Source organism: Corynebacterium sp. KPL4015 (genome assembly GCF_040225725.1).
GTDB classification, from domain to species: Bacteria; Actinomycetota; Actinomycetes; order Mycobacteriales; family Mycobacteriaceae; genus Corynebacterium; species Corynebacterium rhinophilum.
The window spans coordinates 1-17,104 of sequence record NZ_JBEHGF010000021.1 but is presented as its reverse complement, the minus strand read 5'-3'; the positions used below and the strand labels follow the sequence as shown (position 1 = coordinate 17,104).

Annotated in this window: 15 protein-coding genes; 9 read left to right on the top strand and 6 right to left on the bottom strand. The window is 58.4% G+C overall.

Going from position 1 to position 17,104, the window contains the following annotated elements:
- Positions 1–61: 61 nt before the first annotated feature.
- Both grpE and dnaK read right to left on the bottom strand, forming a co-directional pair.
- The gene (gene grpE / locus ABRP64_RS08480) at positions 62–784 is read right to left on the bottom strand and encodes a nucleotide exchange factor GrpE (protein ID WP_349866132.1); all 723 of its coding nucleotides are present in this window, start codon (positions 782–784) and stop codon (positions 62–64) included.
- Positions 784–2,646: a molecular chaperone DnaK gene (dnaK, locus tag ABRP64_RS08475; protein WP_126319898.1), complete on the bottom strand. Its 1,863-nt coding sequence runs from the start codon at positions 2,644–2,646 to the stop codon at positions 784–786. The genes grpE and dnaK overlap by 1 nt, the downstream gene beginning before the upstream one ends.
- Before the next feature lie 467 nt (positions 2,647–3,113).
- On the opposite strand from dnaK, the gene ABRP64_RS08470 reads away from it, so the two are divergent.
- The 6 genes from ABRP64_RS08470 (at position 3,114) to ABRP64_RS08445 (ending at position 11,235) form a co-directional block, all read left to right on the top strand.
- Positions 3,114–3,299, top strand: coding sequence for a hypothetical protein (locus ABRP64_RS08470; protein ID WP_284770421.1), 186 nt, complete (start codon positions 3,114–3,116; stop codon positions 3,297–3,299).
- Between the two features lie 204 nt (positions 3,300–3,503).
- Positions 3,504–4,682 (top strand): sensor histidine kinase, encoded by a 1,179-nt coding sequence (locus tag ABRP64_RS08465; RefSeq protein WP_349866130.1) that lies wholly within the window; start codon positions 3,504–3,506, stop codon positions 4,680–4,682.
- Between the two features lie 92 nt (positions 4,683–4,774).
- Positions 4,775–4,930 (top strand): hypothetical protein, encoded by a 156-nt coding sequence (locus tag ABRP64_RS08460; RefSeq protein ID WP_023024136.1) that lies wholly within the window; start codon positions 4,775–4,777, stop codon positions 4,928–4,930.
- Entirely contained in the window at positions 4,915–5,589 is a 675-nt protein-coding gene (locus ABRP64_RS08455; protein WP_349866128.1) for a response regulator, read from the top strand. The genes ABRP64_RS08460 and ABRP64_RS08455 overlap by 16 nt, the downstream gene beginning before the upstream one ends.
- 601 nt (positions 5,590–6,190) lie before the next feature.
- Complete coding sequence (locus ABRP64_RS08450; protein ID WP_349866126.1) at positions 6,191–9,631, top strand: bifunctional proline dehydrogenase/L-glutamate gamma-semialdehyde dehydrogenase; 3,441 nt, start codon at positions 6,191–6,193, stop codon at positions 9,629–9,631.
- 143 nt (positions 9,632–9,774) lie between these two features.
- Positions 9,775–11,235, top strand: a complete 1,461-nt coding sequence (locus tag ABRP64_RS08445; RefSeq protein WP_284783091.1) for an AI-2E family transporter — start codon at positions 9,775–9,777, stop codon at positions 11,233–11,235.
- 53 nt (positions 11,236–11,288) lie between these two features.
- Here ABRP64_RS08445 and ABRP64_RS08440 read toward each other — a convergent pair whose 3' ends face one another.
- Positions 11,289–11,879: a nucleosidase gene (locus tag ABRP64_RS08440; protein WP_296089662.1), complete on the bottom strand. Its 591-nt coding sequence runs from the start codon at positions 11,877–11,879 to the stop codon at positions 11,289–11,291.
- 206 nt (positions 11,880–12,085) lie between these two features.
- Between ABRP64_RS08440 and ABRP64_RS08435 the strand changes: the two genes are divergently transcribed.
- Together ABRP64_RS08435 and ABRP64_RS08430 are read left to right on the top strand one after the other, a co-directional pair.
- Positions 12,086–12,691, top strand: a complete 606-nt coding sequence (locus ABRP64_RS08435) for a hypothetical protein (protein ID WP_349866124.1) — start codon at positions 12,086–12,088, stop codon at positions 12,689–12,691.
- A 126-nt stretch (positions 12,692–12,817) separates the two neighbouring features.
- Complete coding sequence (locus ABRP64_RS08430) at positions 12,818–13,450, top strand: hypothetical protein (RefSeq protein ID WP_296089659.1); 633 nt, start codon at positions 12,818–12,820, stop codon at positions 13,448–13,450.
- 113 nt (positions 13,451–13,563) lie between these two features.
- Here ABRP64_RS08430 and ABRP64_RS08425 read toward each other — a convergent pair whose 3' ends face one another.
- From ABRP64_RS08425 to ABRP64_RS08415, 3 genes are read right to left on the bottom strand one after another with little or no spacing between them, the layout of a single operon-like run.
- Positions 13,564–14,847, bottom strand: a complete 1,284-nt coding sequence (locus ABRP64_RS08425; RefSeq protein WP_284770413.1) for a sulfate adenylyltransferase subunit 1 — start codon at positions 14,845–14,847, stop codon at positions 13,564–13,566.
- Positions 14,847–15,746 carry a sulfate adenylyltransferase subunit CysD gene (cysD, locus tag ABRP64_RS08420; RefSeq protein ID WP_349866122.1) on the bottom strand — a complete coding sequence of 300 codons (900 nt, stop codon included), beginning with the start codon at positions 15,744–15,746 and terminating at the stop codon, positions 14,847–14,849. Before cysD ends, ABRP64_RS08425 begins: the two co-directional genes overlap by 1 nt.
- Positions 15,746–16,531, bottom strand: coding sequence for a phosphoadenylyl-sulfate reductase (locus tag ABRP64_RS08415; RefSeq protein WP_296089653.1), 786 nt, complete (start codon positions 16,529–16,531; stop codon positions 15,746–15,748). The genes cysD and ABRP64_RS08415 overlap by 1 nt, the downstream gene beginning before the upstream one ends.
- A gap of 172 nt (positions 16,532–16,703) precedes the next feature.
- Between ABRP64_RS08415 and ABRP64_RS08410 the strand changes: the two genes are divergently transcribed.
- Entirely contained in the window at positions 16,704–17,075 is a 372-nt protein-coding gene (locus tag ABRP64_RS08410; protein WP_349866119.1) for a methylenetetrahydrofolate--tRNA-(uracil-5-)-methyltransferase, read from the top strand.
- Positions 17,076–17,104 lie beyond the last annotated feature (29 nt).

Genomic DNA, 17,104 nt, shown 5'->3' with positions numbered 1-17,104 from the left:
TAGTAAAAAGGGCGCCAGGGGAAGTTGAACCAGTCAGTTCCCAAGGCGCCCATTTCCCGGATTAATCGGCTTGTTCGGTGCCTTCCGAACTGCCGGAATCCTCACCGGGGTCCGCGATGATAACCAGCGCGTTGCGCACCAGCCTCTCACCTACGCGGTAGCCCTGGCGCAGCACGGTGCCAAGCACCTGCTCATCGCCGGAGGACAAATCTTGCACGGCCTCATGCATCTCTGGGTCGAAGGGTTCCCCCTCTTCACCAAAGGCGGTGAGGTTGTGCTGCTCTAGGCCCTTGCGGAGCTTATCCGCAACCGCCTTGAGCGGGCCCTCCAGGTCACCGTGCTGCTTGGCCAAATCGAGGTCATCAAGAACCGGCAGCAAATCACTAATGACCTTTGCCTTCGCGGTCTCGATAACGGATTGGCGGTCACGCTCGGTGCGGCGGCGGTAGTTGGTGTATTCCGCATTCAGACGCTGGAGGTCTTCCGTGCGTTCTGCCAACTGCGCTTCCACATCGTTGGTGGCAGCACCGGTGGAGGTGAGCTCATCGCCCTCCGCCTCGGCTTCGACCTCATCGGCGTTGACATCAGCCAGCGCGTCTTCGAGGTCAGCATCAAGGGTGGGATCCAACTTCGCTTCTTCGGAGGCATCAGCCTGCGCGTCGTTGGCAGCCTGTGCCTCCTCGGCCTTTTCGGCGGCAGCCTCAGCGCGGTCAGCCGAGGTAGCCTCCGGATCCGTGTTTTCCGGGTCGCCTGGGTTTTGCGGCATTCCGCTGTCCTGAGTCATTACTTGTCGCCATCCTTGTTGTCGTCGGAGTTCTCGTCTTCGTCCACAACTTCAGCGTCGACCACGTTTGGGTCACCCTGTGCGGCGCCAGCATCAGCAGCACCCTCAGCGCCACCCTCGGCAGCCTGTGCCTCGTAGATCTGCTTGCCCATCTCCTGGGATTCGGTGGACAGCTTCTCTACTGCGGACTTGATGGCATCGAGGTCATCGCCCTTCAGCGCCTCGTCCACGGCGTCAGCAGCCTCGGTGACCTTGGTCTTGGTGTCCTCAGAGACCTTGTCCTCGTTGTCCTCCAAGAACTTGCGGGTCTGGTAGGAGGTGGACTCTGCGTTATTGCGCAGTTCCTGCTCCTCGCGACGCTTCTTGTCTTCCTCAGCGTGCTGCTCGGCATCCTTGACCATGCGGTCGATCTCTTCCTGGGAAAGGCCAGAGCCTTCCTGGATCTTGATGGTGTTTTCCTTGCCGGTGCCCTTGTCCTTGGCGGTCACGTGGACGATGCCGTTGGCGTCGATGTCGAAGGTGACCTCAATCTGGGGCACACCGCGAGGTGCCGGTGCGATGCCGCCGAGTTCGAAGGAACCAAGCAGCTTATTGGCGGTAGCCATCTCGCGCTCACCCTGGAAGACCTGGATCTGCACGGAAGGCTGGTTGTCTTCTGCGGTGGTGAAGGTCTCGGACTTCTTGGTCGGGATGGTGGTGTTGCGCTCGATGAGCTTGGTCATCACGCCGCCCTTGGTTTCAATGCCGAGGGAGAGCGGGGTCACATCGAGAAGCAGCACGTCCTTAACCTCACCGCGCAGCACACCTGCCTGGAGGGCAGCACCCACTGCAACGACCTCGTCCGGGTTAACGCCCTTGTTCGGGTCCTTGCTGGTCAGCTCCTTGACCAGGTCAGATACGGCCGGCATACGGGTGGAACCACCGACCAGCACAACGTGGTCGATATCGCCAACGGAAAGGTCAGCATCCTTGATGACCTGGTTGAACGGAGCCTTGGTGCGGTCCAGCAGATCCTGGGTGATCTTCTGGAACTCGGTGCGGGTCAGGGTCTCGTCCAAGAACAGTGGGTTCTTGTCGGAGTCAACGGTGATGTAAGGCAGGTTGATGTTGGCCTGCTGGGAGGAGGACAGCTCAATCTTGGCCTTCTCTGCAGCCTCGCGCAGACGCTGCACGGCGCGCTTGTCCTTGGTCAGGTCAACGCCCTGGGAGCTCTTGAAGCGGTCAACCAACCAGTCAACGATGCGCTGATCCCAGTCATCGCCGCCCAAGGTGTTGTCACCTGCGGTAGCCATAACCTCAACGACGCCATCGCCGATTTCCAGCAAGGACACGTCGAAGGTGCCGCCGCCCAAGTCGAAGACCAGGATGGTCTGCTCTTGCTCGCCCTTTTCCAGGCCGTATGCAAGTGCGGCCGCGGTGGGCTCGTTGACGATGCGCAGGACGTTCAGGCCGGCAATCTGGCCAGCTTCCTTGGTGGCCTGACGCTGTGCGTCCTCGAAGTATGCAGGGACGGTAATAACGGCGTCTGTAACATCCTCGCCCAAGTAGGACTCTGCATCGCGCTTCAGCTTCATCAGCGTGCGAGCGGAAATCTCCTGGGAGGTGTAGTCCTTGTCATCAATGTTGACGGTCCAGTCAGTACCAATGTGGCGCTTGACGGAGCGGATGGTGCGGTCCACGTTGGTCACGGCCTGGTTCTTGGCGGACTGACCAACCAAGATTTCGCCGTTCTTAGCAAACGCTACAACGGAAGGCGTGGTGCGGGAGCCTTCGGAGTTAGCGATAACGGTGGACTCGCCACCTTCCAGTACGGAAACGACGGAGTTCGTCGTACCCAGGTCAATACCTACTGCGCGCCCCATGGTTCATTCTCCTTTTTATCGAGTGCAGTTAATAAAGTTGATTGTCGGTGACTCAACTTCTCGTTGCGTCCGTGCGCTACTCTAACAGAAGTTGCGAACTCGTTCATAAATTCTTGAGCCCGTGTCACTCAATCTTCATAACCTCCCACACTCAAATCTTATTCCCACCGACTCAACTCTCCTTAAAAACTATCCCCCTTTTCCCAGTTCTTAGCCTCAAACCCGTGTCCCTCTTCTACATCAAGCTGGAGCGACCCACCTTTTGAAAAACAAACTCTGCCACACCCAAAAGCTACCCAAAGGGTCGTAAAAAGGTGGCCAAAAGTTACCTCACAAAGGATCCAAAAGAGGCTTGGCAGGCGTATTTAACTCGCACATAATGGAAACCACAGCAGTCACTGATGTGGTTGCTACCCAGAGAGAGATTGATTTGTAGTTTCACTCCGCCAACTCGAAAGGAAACACCGATGCTCGGTACCCTCGTAAACCTCAGCTCCGCCCTCGACTTCGAGGCAATCTTCAAGGCCATCAAAGGCATTGCTGAACTGTCCTCCGAGTCCAACTCCGACTCCGCAGGCCTGTCCTCCGTATTCGAGGGCCTGTCCTCCAAGGACAACGCTGACGCTGCTACCGAAGCCGCAGCTAACGCTTAAGTAAACCTTCGCGTTTACACTCCTTCATGAAGACCGACTAAACCCCGCACTTTTCCATGCAGGTTTTAAACCTCGCACCGGAAGGTGCGGGGTTTAGTTGTTTTCATTTGCTGGTTTCACGCTTCCAGGCCTTAAGCTAGGTGCGAGACGCCACAAGCCCTTTCATAACTATTCAGTCTGAGCACCAAAGAAGCGCATTCCACCGTGACTTTCACCCCACCACCTCCATTTCGCCACCGCCTTCGCGCGGCGATGACCCTACAGCGCACCGCAGCGCTGATCGCCATCATTTGCTTGGCCCTTACCCTTTTCGCCGCATTCCTCACCCCAACTAAACACCAACTTTCAGCGGCAATTGTCGGGTTAATTTTGACGGCCATCACTACATCTGCCTATCGGTACCCGAAGACAATGGCAGTGGGTTTTCTGGCAATTTGGATTATTGCCATCCTTACCGTGGGAATCCCCTACGCCAGTTCCGTTTTCTTAGCCCCAGTATTCCTTGCCGTATTCGCTTTCCACAGCACCAAATGGCAGTCGATTCTTCTTTGCGTAGTGTTTTGGCTGGTAGGGCTGGTAGATCCTAGTACGTTGCGGCTAGTCCTCAATCCAACACCGGCACTGGTCTGGGGAATTTTCTTGGTCATTAGCACCTTCATCGGCAGCTCACTTGCCCATTCCGCACGGCGCTATAAAACCGCCATGGTGGAGTGGAATAACGATGTCAAGCGCCGACAGTCCGACCTAGCTGAAACCCTGCATAACTCGGTAATTTCCAGCCTTACCGTCAATACCATGCAGCTAGAAGCGCTCAGCTTGGAATACGCCAGCACACCGGAGCTCAGCCGCCGCCTCGCTGAATTAAGCGATGCAATGCGCTCGTCGATGTCTGAAATACGAGCTTTAACTAAAGTCTTGCGTTCCAATATTGACGGCATCAACGACGAATTCAGTTTTAAACAAGCCGCACACCCTACAAGCCTTGCACAGGTACTGGCCTGGGAAGAAGGACAGCTATCAAAGCTCAACCGCACTCCAATTATCAACGTAAGCGGAGAAGATTTTTGCCCCCAGTTTTCCCCCTCTGTTCTTGACTCGGTCGTAGCCATCACCAGGGAGGCTTGCCTCAACGCCGTCAAGTACTCGCCGCCTGGGGCGGAAATTACCGTATCGGCGCAACCGCATTTGGGATGGACGATCCTTACTATCTGCAACCCTATTGCCAAACCAACGAGCACCACACCGGAGACCTCCTCCGGCATAGGCATTAATTCGATGACGCGCCTCGCAGCAACTATCGATGCCCGGTTTGAAGCAGGTCAGGTCGACGATCACTGGGAGCTCACGCTGGCACTGCCCCCGTCTGCGCATGAACAACGTTAGTTTGTTCACCTTCGCTGGCAGCGCCACCATCCCTTTACTACACTTACGTATGTTTCTTATAAATCCGGTTTTTATATAAAAGGAGTCGTGCCATGCAGGCTGCTCTCGCTAGCTTTCTCACGCCCCTCATGCTGTCCGCCTCTCTCTTCGGCGCAGACCTCACCCCAGGCGATCTCCCACAAAATAACAAGTACGAGTCTTCGGCAGAGCTCGTCTTTGGCTGCCCAGCCCCATGGTGCTTCAAGTAAAGACTTCGCTGCTCTTAGTCGATGATGATCCACTGGTCATCGAGGCACTCGGCCACTATTTCGCTGCGACCGAAGATATGGAAATCATCGCTGTCGCAGAAAATGGGAAAGCCGCATTACAGCAGCTAGAACAGCACGATGTCGATGCCGTCATCGCGGATATTCATATGCCGGAGATGGACGGCACAGCGCTGCTGCGCGAGCTAAATGAGCTGCCTAATCCGCCGGTATTCATTGCTATGACCGCAATGGATAATGACGACACCCTAAGGGAAGTCCTATCCAATAAGGCGGCAGCCTATATCCTCAAAAGCTCGAAGCCAGCCTATATCTTGGACACGGTACGCGAGGCCGTCCGCGGTGGCACGGTCGTAGCTCCCCAACCATTAACGCGCTTATTCCAACAAATGCCCGAGTGGAGCGAAAACGATGCTCAATCCCCGTCTGCGGTTTCCGCCCCTGAGCACCATATTTCGCCTGCTCAAGCGCAGATTCTCGATTTAGTGTGCGAGGGAAAATCCAACGAAGAGATCGCAAAAAGCACGCACTATGCCCCGGGAACGGTAAAGAAATACGTTTCTAGCCTGTTAACGGAATTTCACGCCAAGTCTCGTCTTGAACTAGCGGTCAAAGCGCTAAAAGCGGGGTACGGCAAATAGCTGCATAGGCGCGAATGGCGCCTGCCCCCAATCGTGGCCCCACCCCCTCAAAACCCCACATGCTGGGGTTTTATTTTTTACCTTTTTACCCCCACGGACGATTTCCCTAACGAGACTAGAATCACTATATCGACAACCCTATAATTGACTTCACAGACAACTACATAGCATTTCCCGCGCATCAATCGGCCGCATTCGGCCGGTGATGCCCATGCTAGGACCGGAATAGGAAACCACTACTGGGCTTTCTTTCCTGCCCCTAGCTCCACATCGCCACAGTGTAGAAAGCAGGTGAGTGTTGAACACCAACTTGGCACGCGTCCGCCGCCATAGCGACAGGCCCCCGGTCCCCACTACCGGTAACACTATGGCTTGTTGATTCGCTTGGCTTAAACCACCGAGCAGCGGCGCGCGCATCCTGCGTGTTCCACTCATTGCCAGGTATGCGGAGTCCTAATCGCTCGCATGCTTTCCAATTTCCATAGACTTACCAGCCACTTTCTGCCCCCGGCGCTAAGAGTCACAGAACAAAGGCCACACCGCGGTGTGGGTTGGCCACCAACCTGGAAGTACACGTTTCGAAAAAGAGGTTGAATTTCACATGACTTCTCCCGCATACACCCGCACGCCACTATCTGATGATGTTGAGGCCGTACTGCCCGCCGCCATTAAGCGGGCGCAAGGCTGGCTCGATTCCACCGCAGATGAAAAGGACAAGGCCACCGAGCAGCTCGCGGAGCTGTTGCGCGATGACAATGGCGTGAAGTTCACCATGGACTTCGTTGACCGCGTCATGCGCCCAGAGGATAACAAGGTCGCGGCCAAGGCACTGAAGGATATTTCTTCCCAGTACGATCCTTCCTTCTTGGGCAGCATCAATGGCGCGCTCGTCGGTGCCGGCGGTTTCTTCGGCCCGATCCTGCCTAACCTAGTCATGCCGGTAGCGCGCCTGTACATGCGCAAGATGGTTGGCCACCTGGTGCTGGACGCGGAATCGGATGCGCTCAATGACACCCTGGAAAAGGCCGCTGCTTCCGGCGAGCAGTTAAATCTCAACCTTTTGGGTGAGGCCGTGCTCGGTGAAGAGGAAGCAAAGTCCCGCGCGCGCCGCACGCTGGACCTCATCAAGAACCCGCGCGTGACCTACGTATCCGTCAAGGCGTCCTCGATGGTGGCGCAGCTGAATAACTGGGACATCGGCAGTTCCGTGGAGCGCCTGAAGGACCGCCTGCGCCCGCTCTACCAGGAAGCCGCACGCCGCAACCCACAGGTCTTTATCAACATGGACATGGAGGAATACCACGACCTCCACCTGACGCTGCGCCTGTTCAAGAGCCTGATGAGCGAGCCGGAGTTCAAGAATCTGGAATCCGGAATCGTGTTGCAGGCTTACCTGCCCGATACCTTCGATGCCCTCCAGGACATCGCGGAATTTGCCAAGCAGCGCGTGGCAGAGGGCGGCGCCAAGGTCAAGGTGCGCATTGTAAAGGGTGCCAACCTGTCCATGGAAACCGCTGAAAGCGAAGTCCACGACTGGCCGCTGGCTACCTACACCAACAAGCTAGACGTAGACGCTAACTACTACCGTCTGCTGGATTACATCCTGCAGGAGGAATTCGCAGACTGCATCCGCATCGGTGTGGCCAGCCACAACCTGTACACCATCGCCATGGCCTACGAGCTGGGTGTAAAGCGCGGCGTGCTGCACATGCTGGATTCTGAGATGCTGCAGGGCATGTCCCCGGCGCAGCAGGCAGCGGTGCGCAAGGTTTACGAAGGCCGCCAGATTCTCTACACCCCGGTGGTGCACGCGGATGACTTTGACGTCGCCGTGTCCTACCTGGTGCGCCGCCTGGAGGAGAACTCCGCGCCGCAGAACTTCCTCTACGCCCTCTTCGCCCCGGGCGAGGAGCCGCTGGCAAGCCAGGAAGAGACCTTCCGCAAGGCCGTTGCCAAGCGCTGGGATACCTTCGCAGGATCGCGCCGCACCCAGAACCGCCTCGAGGATTCCGGGCGTCAGGCACCGGATTCAGGTCGCTTCAGGAACGAACCTGATACGGACCCGGCAATTACCCCGAACCGCACTTGGGCCAAGCGTGCGCTTGCAAATGACCCTGGTGAGCACGGCGTCCAAGAGGTCACCGACCCGTCTGCTGTTGAAAGCTACGTCGCCCGCGCCAAGGAGCTGGGCACCGAATGGGGCAAGCGCCCCGCCGCAGAACGCGCCGCAGCCCTGGACGCCGTCGCGGACCAGCTGGCCGCCAAGCGCGGAGACTTCATCTCCGTAGCCGCTTATGAGGTAAATAAGACAGTCACCCAGACTGACCCTGAGATCTCGGAAGCCATTGACTTCTGCACCTACTACGGACAATCGGCTCGCTTCTTGGAAGAGGCACACTCCGAGTTCCACCCGCACACCGTCACCGTGGTGACCCCGCCGTGGAACTTCCCCATCGCCATTCCTACCGGCGGCATTGCAGCTTCCTTGGCGGCGGGCTCGGCGGTCATCGTCAAGCCTGCTCCCCAGGTGGTCCACTGCGGCAAGATGGTGGTTGAGGCCTTCCGCACCGCTTTGGAGGCAGAAGGCCTGGACCCGGATCTGGTGCAGCTGGTGCTTACTGATGAAGGCGATGCCGGCAAGGCCCTGCTTTCCCACGATGACGTGGACAACATCATCTTGACCGGTGCATCCGATACCGGTGCGCTCTTCCGCTCCTGGAAGCCCAAGATGAACCTGATGGCAGAGACCTCCGGTAAGAACGCGCTGGTCATCACCCCGGCCGCCGACCCGGACCTAGCCATCCAGGACCTGTACAACTCCGCCTTCGGCCACTCCGGCCAGAAGTGTTCGGCCGCTTCGCTGGTGATTTTCGTCGGCGCTGCGGGCAAGTCCAAGCGCCTGCGCGAGCAGCTGCTGGATTCCGTCAAGACCCTGAAGCCTGGCCCGGGCTATGACATCACCACCACGATGAACGGCCTGGCTGAAAAGCCGAGCGAGAAGCTGCTGCGCGGCCTGACCCAGCTGGAGCCGGGCGAGAAGTGGCTGCTGAAGCCGGAGAAGCTCAACGAAGAGGGCACCCTGTGGTCCCCGGGTATTCGCGATAATGTCCAGCCGGGTTCTTGGTACCACAAGAATGAGTGCTTCGGCCCCATCCTCGGCATCATGTACGCCGATACCTTGGAAGAGGCCATCGCTTGGCAAAACAGCACCGGCTATGGCCTGACCGGCGGCATCCACTCTCTGGATGACAAGGAAATTGAGTACTGGATCGACAACGTTGAGGTGGGCAACGCCTACGTCAACCGCGGCATTACCGGCGCGATTGTCCAGCGCCAGTCCTTCGGTGGCTGGAAGAAGTCCGTCATGGGACCGGGTGCGAAGGCCGGCGGCCCTAACTACGTAGCCCAGATGGGCACCTGGACCGATGGCGAACTCAAGCCGCGCGACGTGGATATCGCCCCAGCCAGCGTGAAGATTCTGCAGCGCCTGCGCGATGAGCTTTCTGATGAGCTCAGCCAGGACGATCTGGAATGGCTCTGGCGCGCCGCCGAGCTGGACCGGATTGCGTGGCTCGAAGAATTCGGCCGCACCCACGACCGCACCGCGCTGGTTTCTGAGGCCAACCGCTTCCGCTACCGCCCGCTGCTAACCAAGCTGCGCATCCGCGTGGGCGAGGACTACAAGCTGCGCGATGTCGCCCGCCAGGTACTGGCTTCCGGGATTACCGGCACCGAGACGGAAATCTCCGCCGCCCCAGAGGTTGCCGCCCAGCTGCAGGAGCTCGGCTTCGACGTGAAGCCCATTTCTGATGGTTCCTTCGCTGCCGCCGTGGCCAATGACGAGTCCTCCCGCGTGCGTGCCCTCGGCACCGTACCGGATTCCGTCTACGAGGCAGCGGTGCGCTCCAACTCCGTGGTACTGGACCAGCCCGTGCTTGCCGATGGCCGCCGTGAGCTCATGCCTTACCTCCTCGAGCAAGCAGTCTCCGTGACCATGCACCGCTTCGGCATCATCCGCAACGTGGGCAACCTGCGCGACTAATACGCCGATTGCTGCCCGTCGCGGCAGATTGAGTAAGCGCCCCACCTTCTCCCGCTTTCTTGCTGGGAGTTGGGTGGGGCGCTATCTTTTTCTCTGCTTTTCCTGCGCTATCCCTAGGTGGTTTCCTGTGGCATAGTAGATGAATGACTACGCCAGATAACCACTCCCCTAACGGCACCGGGCAACACTCGGGCCAGAACTCGGCGCAGCGCCCGCAGTACCCGTCGGCGCTCGAGCAAAACTCCGTCAACCGCAAGACTGACGCGAAGAACCCCTATATCGCACCGCTAGTTTCCCCCGATGATTCCCAGTTGGGCGCGGAGGTAGCCACCGCCGATCCCGCCGATCGCGATAATAAGTCCGCCGTGCTGGCCAAGGACTTCCGCAGCATGGCCAAGATTTCGGTGTGCTTCATCCTCATCGCGGCAGGATTGGGCTTGGCGGGGTTCCTGCTGCGCTTTATTTGGGTGGGCCTGCTGCCGGTTATCCTCGCCATCTTGGTCTCGACAGTGCTTTATCCAGTTAGCGCTTGGCTGCGTTCTAAGGGCTTTCCCCGCACACTGGCAGCGGTCACGACACTTTTAGGCTTGGTGGTTATTTTCGGCGGCATCTTTGCTGCCATGGCGCCCATGGTCACCGCACAGTCCAAGGTGCTTATTAATGAGGCCGAAGCCGGCATCATGCAGCTAACCAAGATGGTCAATGATTCCCCACTGGATATTCAGGTGGACCAACTGCAATCGGTCTTTCAAGACATCGTGAGCTTTGCCAAGGGCCAGGCCTCCACCATCGCCACCGGCGTGCTTTCTGGTTTCTCCATGGCCAGCTCCATTGCGGTAGCCACCGTTATCATGCTCTTTATCACCTTCTTCATCATTAAAGACGGCGATAGGTTCCTGCCCTGGCTGCGCAAATACACCGGTAATTCCGCTGCCTGGCACATCACGGAACTTACCTCCCGCGTGTGGAAGACGCTGTCTGGCTTCATTCAGGCCCAAGCCCTAGTCGCGCTTGTCGATGCCGTCTTCATCGGCCTCGGCCTCTGGGTCCTCCAAGTCCCACTGGCACTGGTCATCGCCGTCATCACTTTCTTCGCCGGCTTTATCCCCATCATCGGTGCGGTCACCGCCGGCGCCTTGGCTGTCATCATCGCCTTGGTATCCAACGGCCTGACCAATGCGCTGCTCGCGCTGGCGCTAATCATCATTGTCCAGCAGGTAGAAAGCAACGTCCTCCAGCCCATCCTGCAGTCCAAGGCCATGGGCCTGCACGCGGCCATCGTCTTGCTCTCCATCACCGTGGGCTCCACCCTGGCCGGCGTCGTTGGCGCTTTCCTCGCCGTGCCAGTCGCCGCGACCATCGCCGTTGTCCTGCGCTACCATGCAGAAATGGCCGCCCTGCGCGCCGGCGAGGTTTCCCCCGATGACATCGAAATCGTCACCGGATCCAAGTCAGTATCCGAAGACGACGAAGCTGAGGATGCGGACAATACAGACCCCGAGGCCGAGCGCACCGGCGAAGAAGGCGACGGCGAGATCCCCCTCGAAGAGTCTCCTCGCAAAAAGGTAAAGCAGCTTTTCGCGGCCATGAGCCCGCTAACTTAAAACCGCCCTTCCTCCGCCGTGCGAGACGGCGAGGAAGGCAATGGAGGCATCGGCTAGCGCAAGAAGCCTAAATCGGCCGCGGCAGCGGCCAACTGGCGGGCGCTGCGGTCCAAGACGCCAGCCCAGGTGCCCATCGATTCCTCATTAGCGGAATCAGAAACCTGCTTCAGCAGCGTGCAAGGCACACCAAAGCGCTGGCAGGTAGCGGCAATAGAATAGCCCTCCATATCGCATAGCTGGGCTTTTTTCACCAGCTCATTGCGCAATGCGGTAGTAGAGACAAACATGTCACCGGTGGCCAATCCGCGTGCCGGGAGCTCGCCGGAGGTCTCCAGCTCGATGAATTCTGGCAGAAGGTAACGGCTGATATCGGTCAGCACTTCTAGCTTGAAATCGTGCTTGGTTGCTTTATTGATCTCGAAGACGCCATCCATGCCATCGACAAGCGCGCCCGCCGTTCCGATATTGACCACGCGCTCAGGCAAAGCATCGTTTGCGCGAGCCTCTGCCAATACTTCGGTCAGGCAAATCGCGGCTGGAACCGTGCCGATACCGGTAATGAGCAGCGCTTCACCGTCTGGAATGTGCGCAGCTTCGGCGTCCACGGCCGCCACGAATAATGTTCGTCCAGATAAATTTTCCATGCCTGCGACAATACCTGCACCCCACGTGGTCGCTGGACTCGCCGGCACAGATGCTTGTCCTTCTGCACCGCTGGCATCACTGTTTTCGGCGGCACCCGAGTTACAGAATTCCAGCGACAAGCCCCAATGTCCCAGCTATGGTTTAAGGACAGCCCTTTCCCATATCCCCACTATTTTCTGCTGCGCTTTAGTCTAAGGAATCTCTCGTGAGTAAGTACAACCCTTCGCAGGAACCAGAATCATCCCCCGCCGCACAAGCAAGCTCGTCGCCAGACGCTGGGCCGCGCGCAGAGGCCCAAGAAGGCACCGAAAAAAGTAAAGGCAAGCGGGTCGCGATGATCACCATCACCATCATCGCTGTTATTGCCTTGGTGGCGGGAGTGACCTTTTCCTTTAATAGACCGGCCAGCTCTAGCGATGAAACCGCGGAGCCCGCATTTTCTGATTTACAACAATATTCCGCTAAGAATGCACCCGGTTCAGAGGAAACTGAATCCACCGCCACCGCGGACGGACCTACGCCTCAAAAGCAGGAAGAGCCTGCTTCTACGGAAGAAAAATGCGGCACTTACTACGGGGAAGCGATTAGCCAGCTCCATCGGCCCATCCAATTATATTGCGATGACAGCTGGCTGTATGTAGCCGAGTCTGGCACCTCGCATTTCTCGCTCTTCCAGTGGAGCGGCAACGGCTGGGATGGGCTGCGGCCGGATGGCATGATCCATCCAGCGGAAATTTCCTGCTATACCCGCGGCAACTTGGAGAAAGAAAATGTGCCAGAAGATCTAATTGAGGAAATTGAGCCATGCTAGTAACAATCCGCCTAGTTACTAGGAGACACCCACCGTGACGAAACCCAACTTTTTAATTGGCCATAAAGCAATGAAAGTCGCGCTACAAATTCGACCAAGATGAACTCATGCAAAGGAGCTCCCTCGTTGACTACTAATAATTCTTTGGGTCAGCCGGATCCCTCTCAGCACCAACCGTGGAATTCCTCTTCCCCTACCGGAGATTCCACAGGCAATACTGGGAAAAGTGGCAAGGCCACACGCTTGGCGATGATCGTCCTCGCAATCATTGCCATCATCGCAATCACCGCCGGTGTCACGTGGGCGCTCACGAATAGCAGCGATTCTGCTGATTCCACTGACGCCGATGCCTTTGTCCCCGTCACCACGTCTCAAGAGGAAAACAAAGATGAGGACGCAGCCGCAGAGAAACCTGAACCTGCGACGAAGACGACAACGGAGACCCAGATCCGCTCAGGCCAATCCACTGGGAATGATCAATGCGATGGCCGCTACATCATGATCGTCGAGTCTGCCATCATTCCCGTGGGCGAGGTTCCGTCAGCAGAGACGCAACGCGTGCAAAACAAATACCCGGGTTCCAAGATTCTTTCCGGCAATGCCTGTAGTTCTCTCCGCGGCCAAGTCGACGGAGGCACAGCATATGCGATCTACTTCGACGCCGGCCACAGCGTGGACAAAGTCTGCGAACTCAAGGCTGCGTACGGCGGCAACGCCCGATCCCTAAATAACAACGCAGACTTCAGCGATCCCTGTTAAGAGGGGGCTTCTGCCTTTCAGCGCTGGCTCTCATGAAGTGCGCACCACAAATGTCTACAGCTACCGCGTGCTTCTCGGTTGCTGTAGACGTTTGTGCGCTTGGTGCACGAGCCTTAGCGCAAGCGGTGGCCTACGAAGCCGGCGGCCAGGGTATTGCCGGAGGATTGATCAATGAGCAGGAAATTTCCCACGGCGCCGCGGGCGGCGTAATCCTCCACGGGCAGTTCGGCCTGGGTCTGGATGGTGATATGGGCGATATCGTTCATAACAACGGCCTCAGGATCATCAACGTCAGATACGCCATCGAGATCCAAGGTGCGGGAAAGAGCAGCGATGCGGGCCTTGACCAGGGAGGAACCATAGCGCAGCTTGAGCATCTGACCAGGTTTTAGGTCTTTTTCGGTAAGGCCTACCACCGTGGCAGCGAATTCCCGGGTGGCCGGGGGACGCTGGGCGCCGGCGAGGAGATCGCCGCGGGTGAGATCGACGTCATCGGCAAGCAGTAGCGTCACCGAATCACCGGCAGCGGCCGAGGAAGCTGGCCCGTCGGCGGTATCGATCTGGGTGACGGTGCTGGTGCGGCCTTCGGGCAGGTGCACCGTATCGCCCACGGAGATGGACCCGGCCTTCACGCGGCCGGCGTAGCCACGGTAATCGGTGGCGTGCTCGCGGATTACGTACTGGATGGGAAAGCGAAAGTCCAGCTCATCGGCGCGTCCGGTGGCGACGGGGATGGTCTCGAGCACCTCAAGGACGGTGGGGCCGGTGTACCACTCCATGGTTGTAGAGCGCTCGACCACGTTATCGCCCTTGAGCGCGGAAATGGGCACGACGGTGGTATCGGTAATGTCTAGGCGCTGGGCAATCTTATGGAATTCGGCCTCGATATCGCGGAAGACCTGCTCGTCATAGTCCACGAGGTCGATCTTATTGACGGCTAGGACGACGTGGCGCACGCCCAGGAGCGCGGCCACGTTGAGGTGGCGGCGGGTTTGTTCGACGACGCCGTGGCGGGCATCGATAAGCAGCACCACCACCTGCGAGGTGGACATGCCGGTGACCGTATTGCGGGTATACTGCACGTGGCCTGGGGTATCGGCGAGGATGAAGGTGCGCTTATCGGTGGCAAAGTAGCGGTAGGCCACGTCGATGGTAATACCTTGCTCGCGCTCGGCGCGCAGGCCATCAACAAGCAGGGAAAGATCCATGCCATCGAAACCGCGATCGGAGGAGGAACGCTCCATGGACTCGACCTGATCCGCGAGCACGGACTTGGTGTCATAGAGCAGCCGGCCGACGAAGGTGGATTTGCCGTCATCAACGGAGCCGGCGGTGCATAAGCGCAGGGTATCGCGCTGTTTGAGGGCGCCGACATTGGGCGCGAGGGTAGTCGTCATCAGAAGTAGCCTTCCTTCTTGCGGTCTTCCATGGCGGATTCAGAAAGTTTGTCATCGGCGCGGGTGGCACCGCGCTCAGACAGGGTGGAAATGGAGATTTCCGCGAGCACCTCATCGGGGCTGGAGGCGCTGGATTCGACGGCGCCGGTGCAGGACATATCGCCGACGGTGCGGTAGCGCACGGTGCGGGTCTCTAGCTGCTCATCATCTTTCGGCCCGCCCCATTCGCCCGGGGAAAGCCACATGCCGCCGCGGTTGAAGACCTCGCGCTGGTGCGAATAATAAATGGGCGGCAGCTCGAGCCCGCGCGCGCCGATGTATTCCCAAATATCGGATTCGGTCCAGTTGGAGATGGGAAAGACACGCACGTTTTCGCCGGCCATCTTGCCGCCGTTGTACAGATCCCACAGCTCGGGGCGCTGGCGGCGAGGGTCCCACCCGCCGAAGGAATCGCGGATGGAAAAGATGCGTTCCTTGGCGCGGGCGCGCTCCTCATCGCGGCGGGCCCCGCCCAGCACGGCGTCGTACTCGCGCTTGGCGATGGTCTCTACCAGCGGCACCGACTGCAGCGGGTTGCGCGTGCCATCGGGCCGTTCCTGCAGCTCGCCGCTATCGATCCAGTCTTGAACGTGGGCTACGTGGAGGCGGGCGCCGGATTCCGCAACCAGGTCATCGCGGAATTTGATGACCTCGGGGAAGTTATGGCCGGTATCCACATGGAGCAATTCAAAAGGCACCGTGGCCGGGGCGAAGGCGCGGCGGGCCAGCTCGAAGACGACAACGGAGTCCTTGCCGCCGGAAAAGAGGAGGCCTACCTTATCGAATTGCCCGGCCACCTCGCGCAGGATGTGGATGGATTCATTTTCTAGGTCTTGTAGGTGTGGGGAAAGTGTGCTCATTATTCGTGTAACCCGCATTCTGTCTTGCCATCTCCAAATACTCGCCCGGAGCGGGCGTCCTCACCGTCGCCAACCGGGAAGGTCAACGGCGCATCGCCGATGGACCGGTATCCCTGCAGGGTCAGCGGGTGGATGATGAGGTCATTATCTGCAATATACTGATCGGTATCGTCCAAGTTCCAAGTGATAATCGGCGAAATCTTTAACCGCCCAGTGCGATCCAGGCTGAGTGCTGGGGCGTGGGCGCGGTGCTCGGAATCGGCCCGGCGCAGGCCCGTGACCCATCCGGCATAAGGGTCCATGGCCATATTCAGTGGCTCCACCTTGCGCATGCGGTTATACGCGGCAGTATCGCGCGCGTACAGGCGCGGGCCGTACACCTCATCTTGCTCTTCGGGGCTCAGCAGCGGCAGTACGCGAACAAGGGGGAGATCCGGGTAGCGCTTATCCACCTCTTCGGCCACTTGGAGGGTTTCTGGAAAGTGCCATCCGGTATCAATGAAGAGGAGATCCGCTGCGAGCCCGGCGCGGTGGGAGAGCTCTGCCAACACGGTATTTTCCATGGACATGGTGACCGCAAGCCGGCCAGGGGCGTGCTCGGCGGCCCACTCGGTGATGTTTTCTGCGGATTCGTGGGCGAGCTTATCCGCCCATTTGTCCACTAGCTGTTCATTGCGCGCGGCCACCTCGGCGGAAAGCGGCGCGGTATCGCGCGTGCCTTCGGGCGAGATGTGGGGATCGCGGAAGGACTTTCCACCATCCAGCAGGTTCGTCGTTGGGTTCATGAGCTCACACAATAGGCAACCGCGGTAGCTCACGCAGCACGTTTTTCTGGAAATGGCGCTGAGCTTGGCCAAAGGGAAGAATAAAATGTTTTATTTCTGAACCAAGCTGACTAGATTTATAGACAATGTAGTCTATAGCGGGCCTACCGGATTTGCCCGAGGAGGAACTTTTATGCAGCGTGTTGCCATCATTGGAGAAGGCCCTGCCGCCTTATCCACCGCGGAAAGACTTCTGAGCGCCGGTATGTGCGTAGACCTCATCTCAGAAAAAACTGCACCGTTCGGTCTACTTCGCCGGTTCGCGGGGCTTGCTGGGGTGCTGGAGGAGGCCGTGCCACACGAGTGCGCACCGGGGACTACTCCGCGGCTTCGACTACTGGGAAACGTGCGCGTGGGAGTAGACGGCGATATCACCCATAACGAGGTCCACCAGTTGGCCGCCCACGGTGACCGTGAGCTCATCGTCATGGAATTAAAAGCCCGTGGCATTCCCGTCACTGAACTGCTCCCCATTAGTTGGACTGAGAAATCAGTTACCGACTAGTGGGGAGTAGTTTTCTTTGAGAGTACGAA

Excerpts from the sequence above, each read along its gene's own strand:
- grpE (WP_349866132.1), bottom strand. The coding sequence starts at position 784 with ATGACTCAGGACAGCGGAATGCCGCAAAACCCAGGCGACCCGGAAAAC.
- dnaK (WP_126319898.1), bottom strand. The coding sequence starts at position 2,646 with ATGGGGCGCGCAGTAGGTATTGACCTGGGTACGACGAACTCCGTCGTT.
- ABRP64_RS08470 (WP_284770421.1), top strand. The coding sequence starts at position 3,114 with ATGCTCGGTACCCTCGTAAACCTCAGCTCCGCCCTCGACTTCGAGGCA.
- ABRP64_RS08460 (WP_023024136.1), top strand. The coding sequence starts at position 4,775 with ATGCAGGCTGCTCTCGCTAGCTTTCTCACGCCCCTCATGCTGTCCGCC.
- ABRP64_RS08455 (WP_349866128.1), top strand. The coding sequence starts at position 4,915 with ATGGTGCTTCAAGTAAAGACTTCGCTGCTCTTAGTCGATGATGATCCA.
- ABRP64_RS08450 (WP_349866126.1), top strand. The coding sequence starts at position 6,191 with ATGACTTCTCCCGCATACACCCGCACGCCACTATCTGATGATGTTGAG.
- ABRP64_RS08445 (WP_284783091.1), top strand. The coding sequence starts at position 9,775 with ATGACTACGCCAGATAACCACTCCCCTAACGGCACCGGGCAACACTCG.
- ABRP64_RS08440 (WP_296089662.1), bottom strand. The coding sequence starts at position 11,879 with ATGGAAAATTTATCTGGACGAACATTATTCGTGGCGGCCGTGGACGCC.
- ABRP64_RS08425 (WP_284770413.1), bottom strand. The coding sequence starts at position 14,847 with ATGACGACTACCCTCGCGCCCAATGTCGGCGCCCTCAAACAGCGCGAT.
- cysD (WP_349866122.1), bottom strand. The coding sequence starts at position 15,746 with ATGAGCACACTTTCCCCACACCTACAAGACCTAGAAAATGAATCCATC.
- ABRP64_RS08415 (WP_296089653.1), bottom strand. The coding sequence starts at position 16,531 with ATGAACCCAACGACGAACCTGCTGGATGGTGGAAAGTCCTTCCGCGAT.
- ABRP64_RS08410 (WP_349866119.1), top strand. The coding sequence starts at position 16,704 with ATGCAGCGTGTTGCCATCATTGGAGAAGGCCCTGCCGCCTTATCCACC.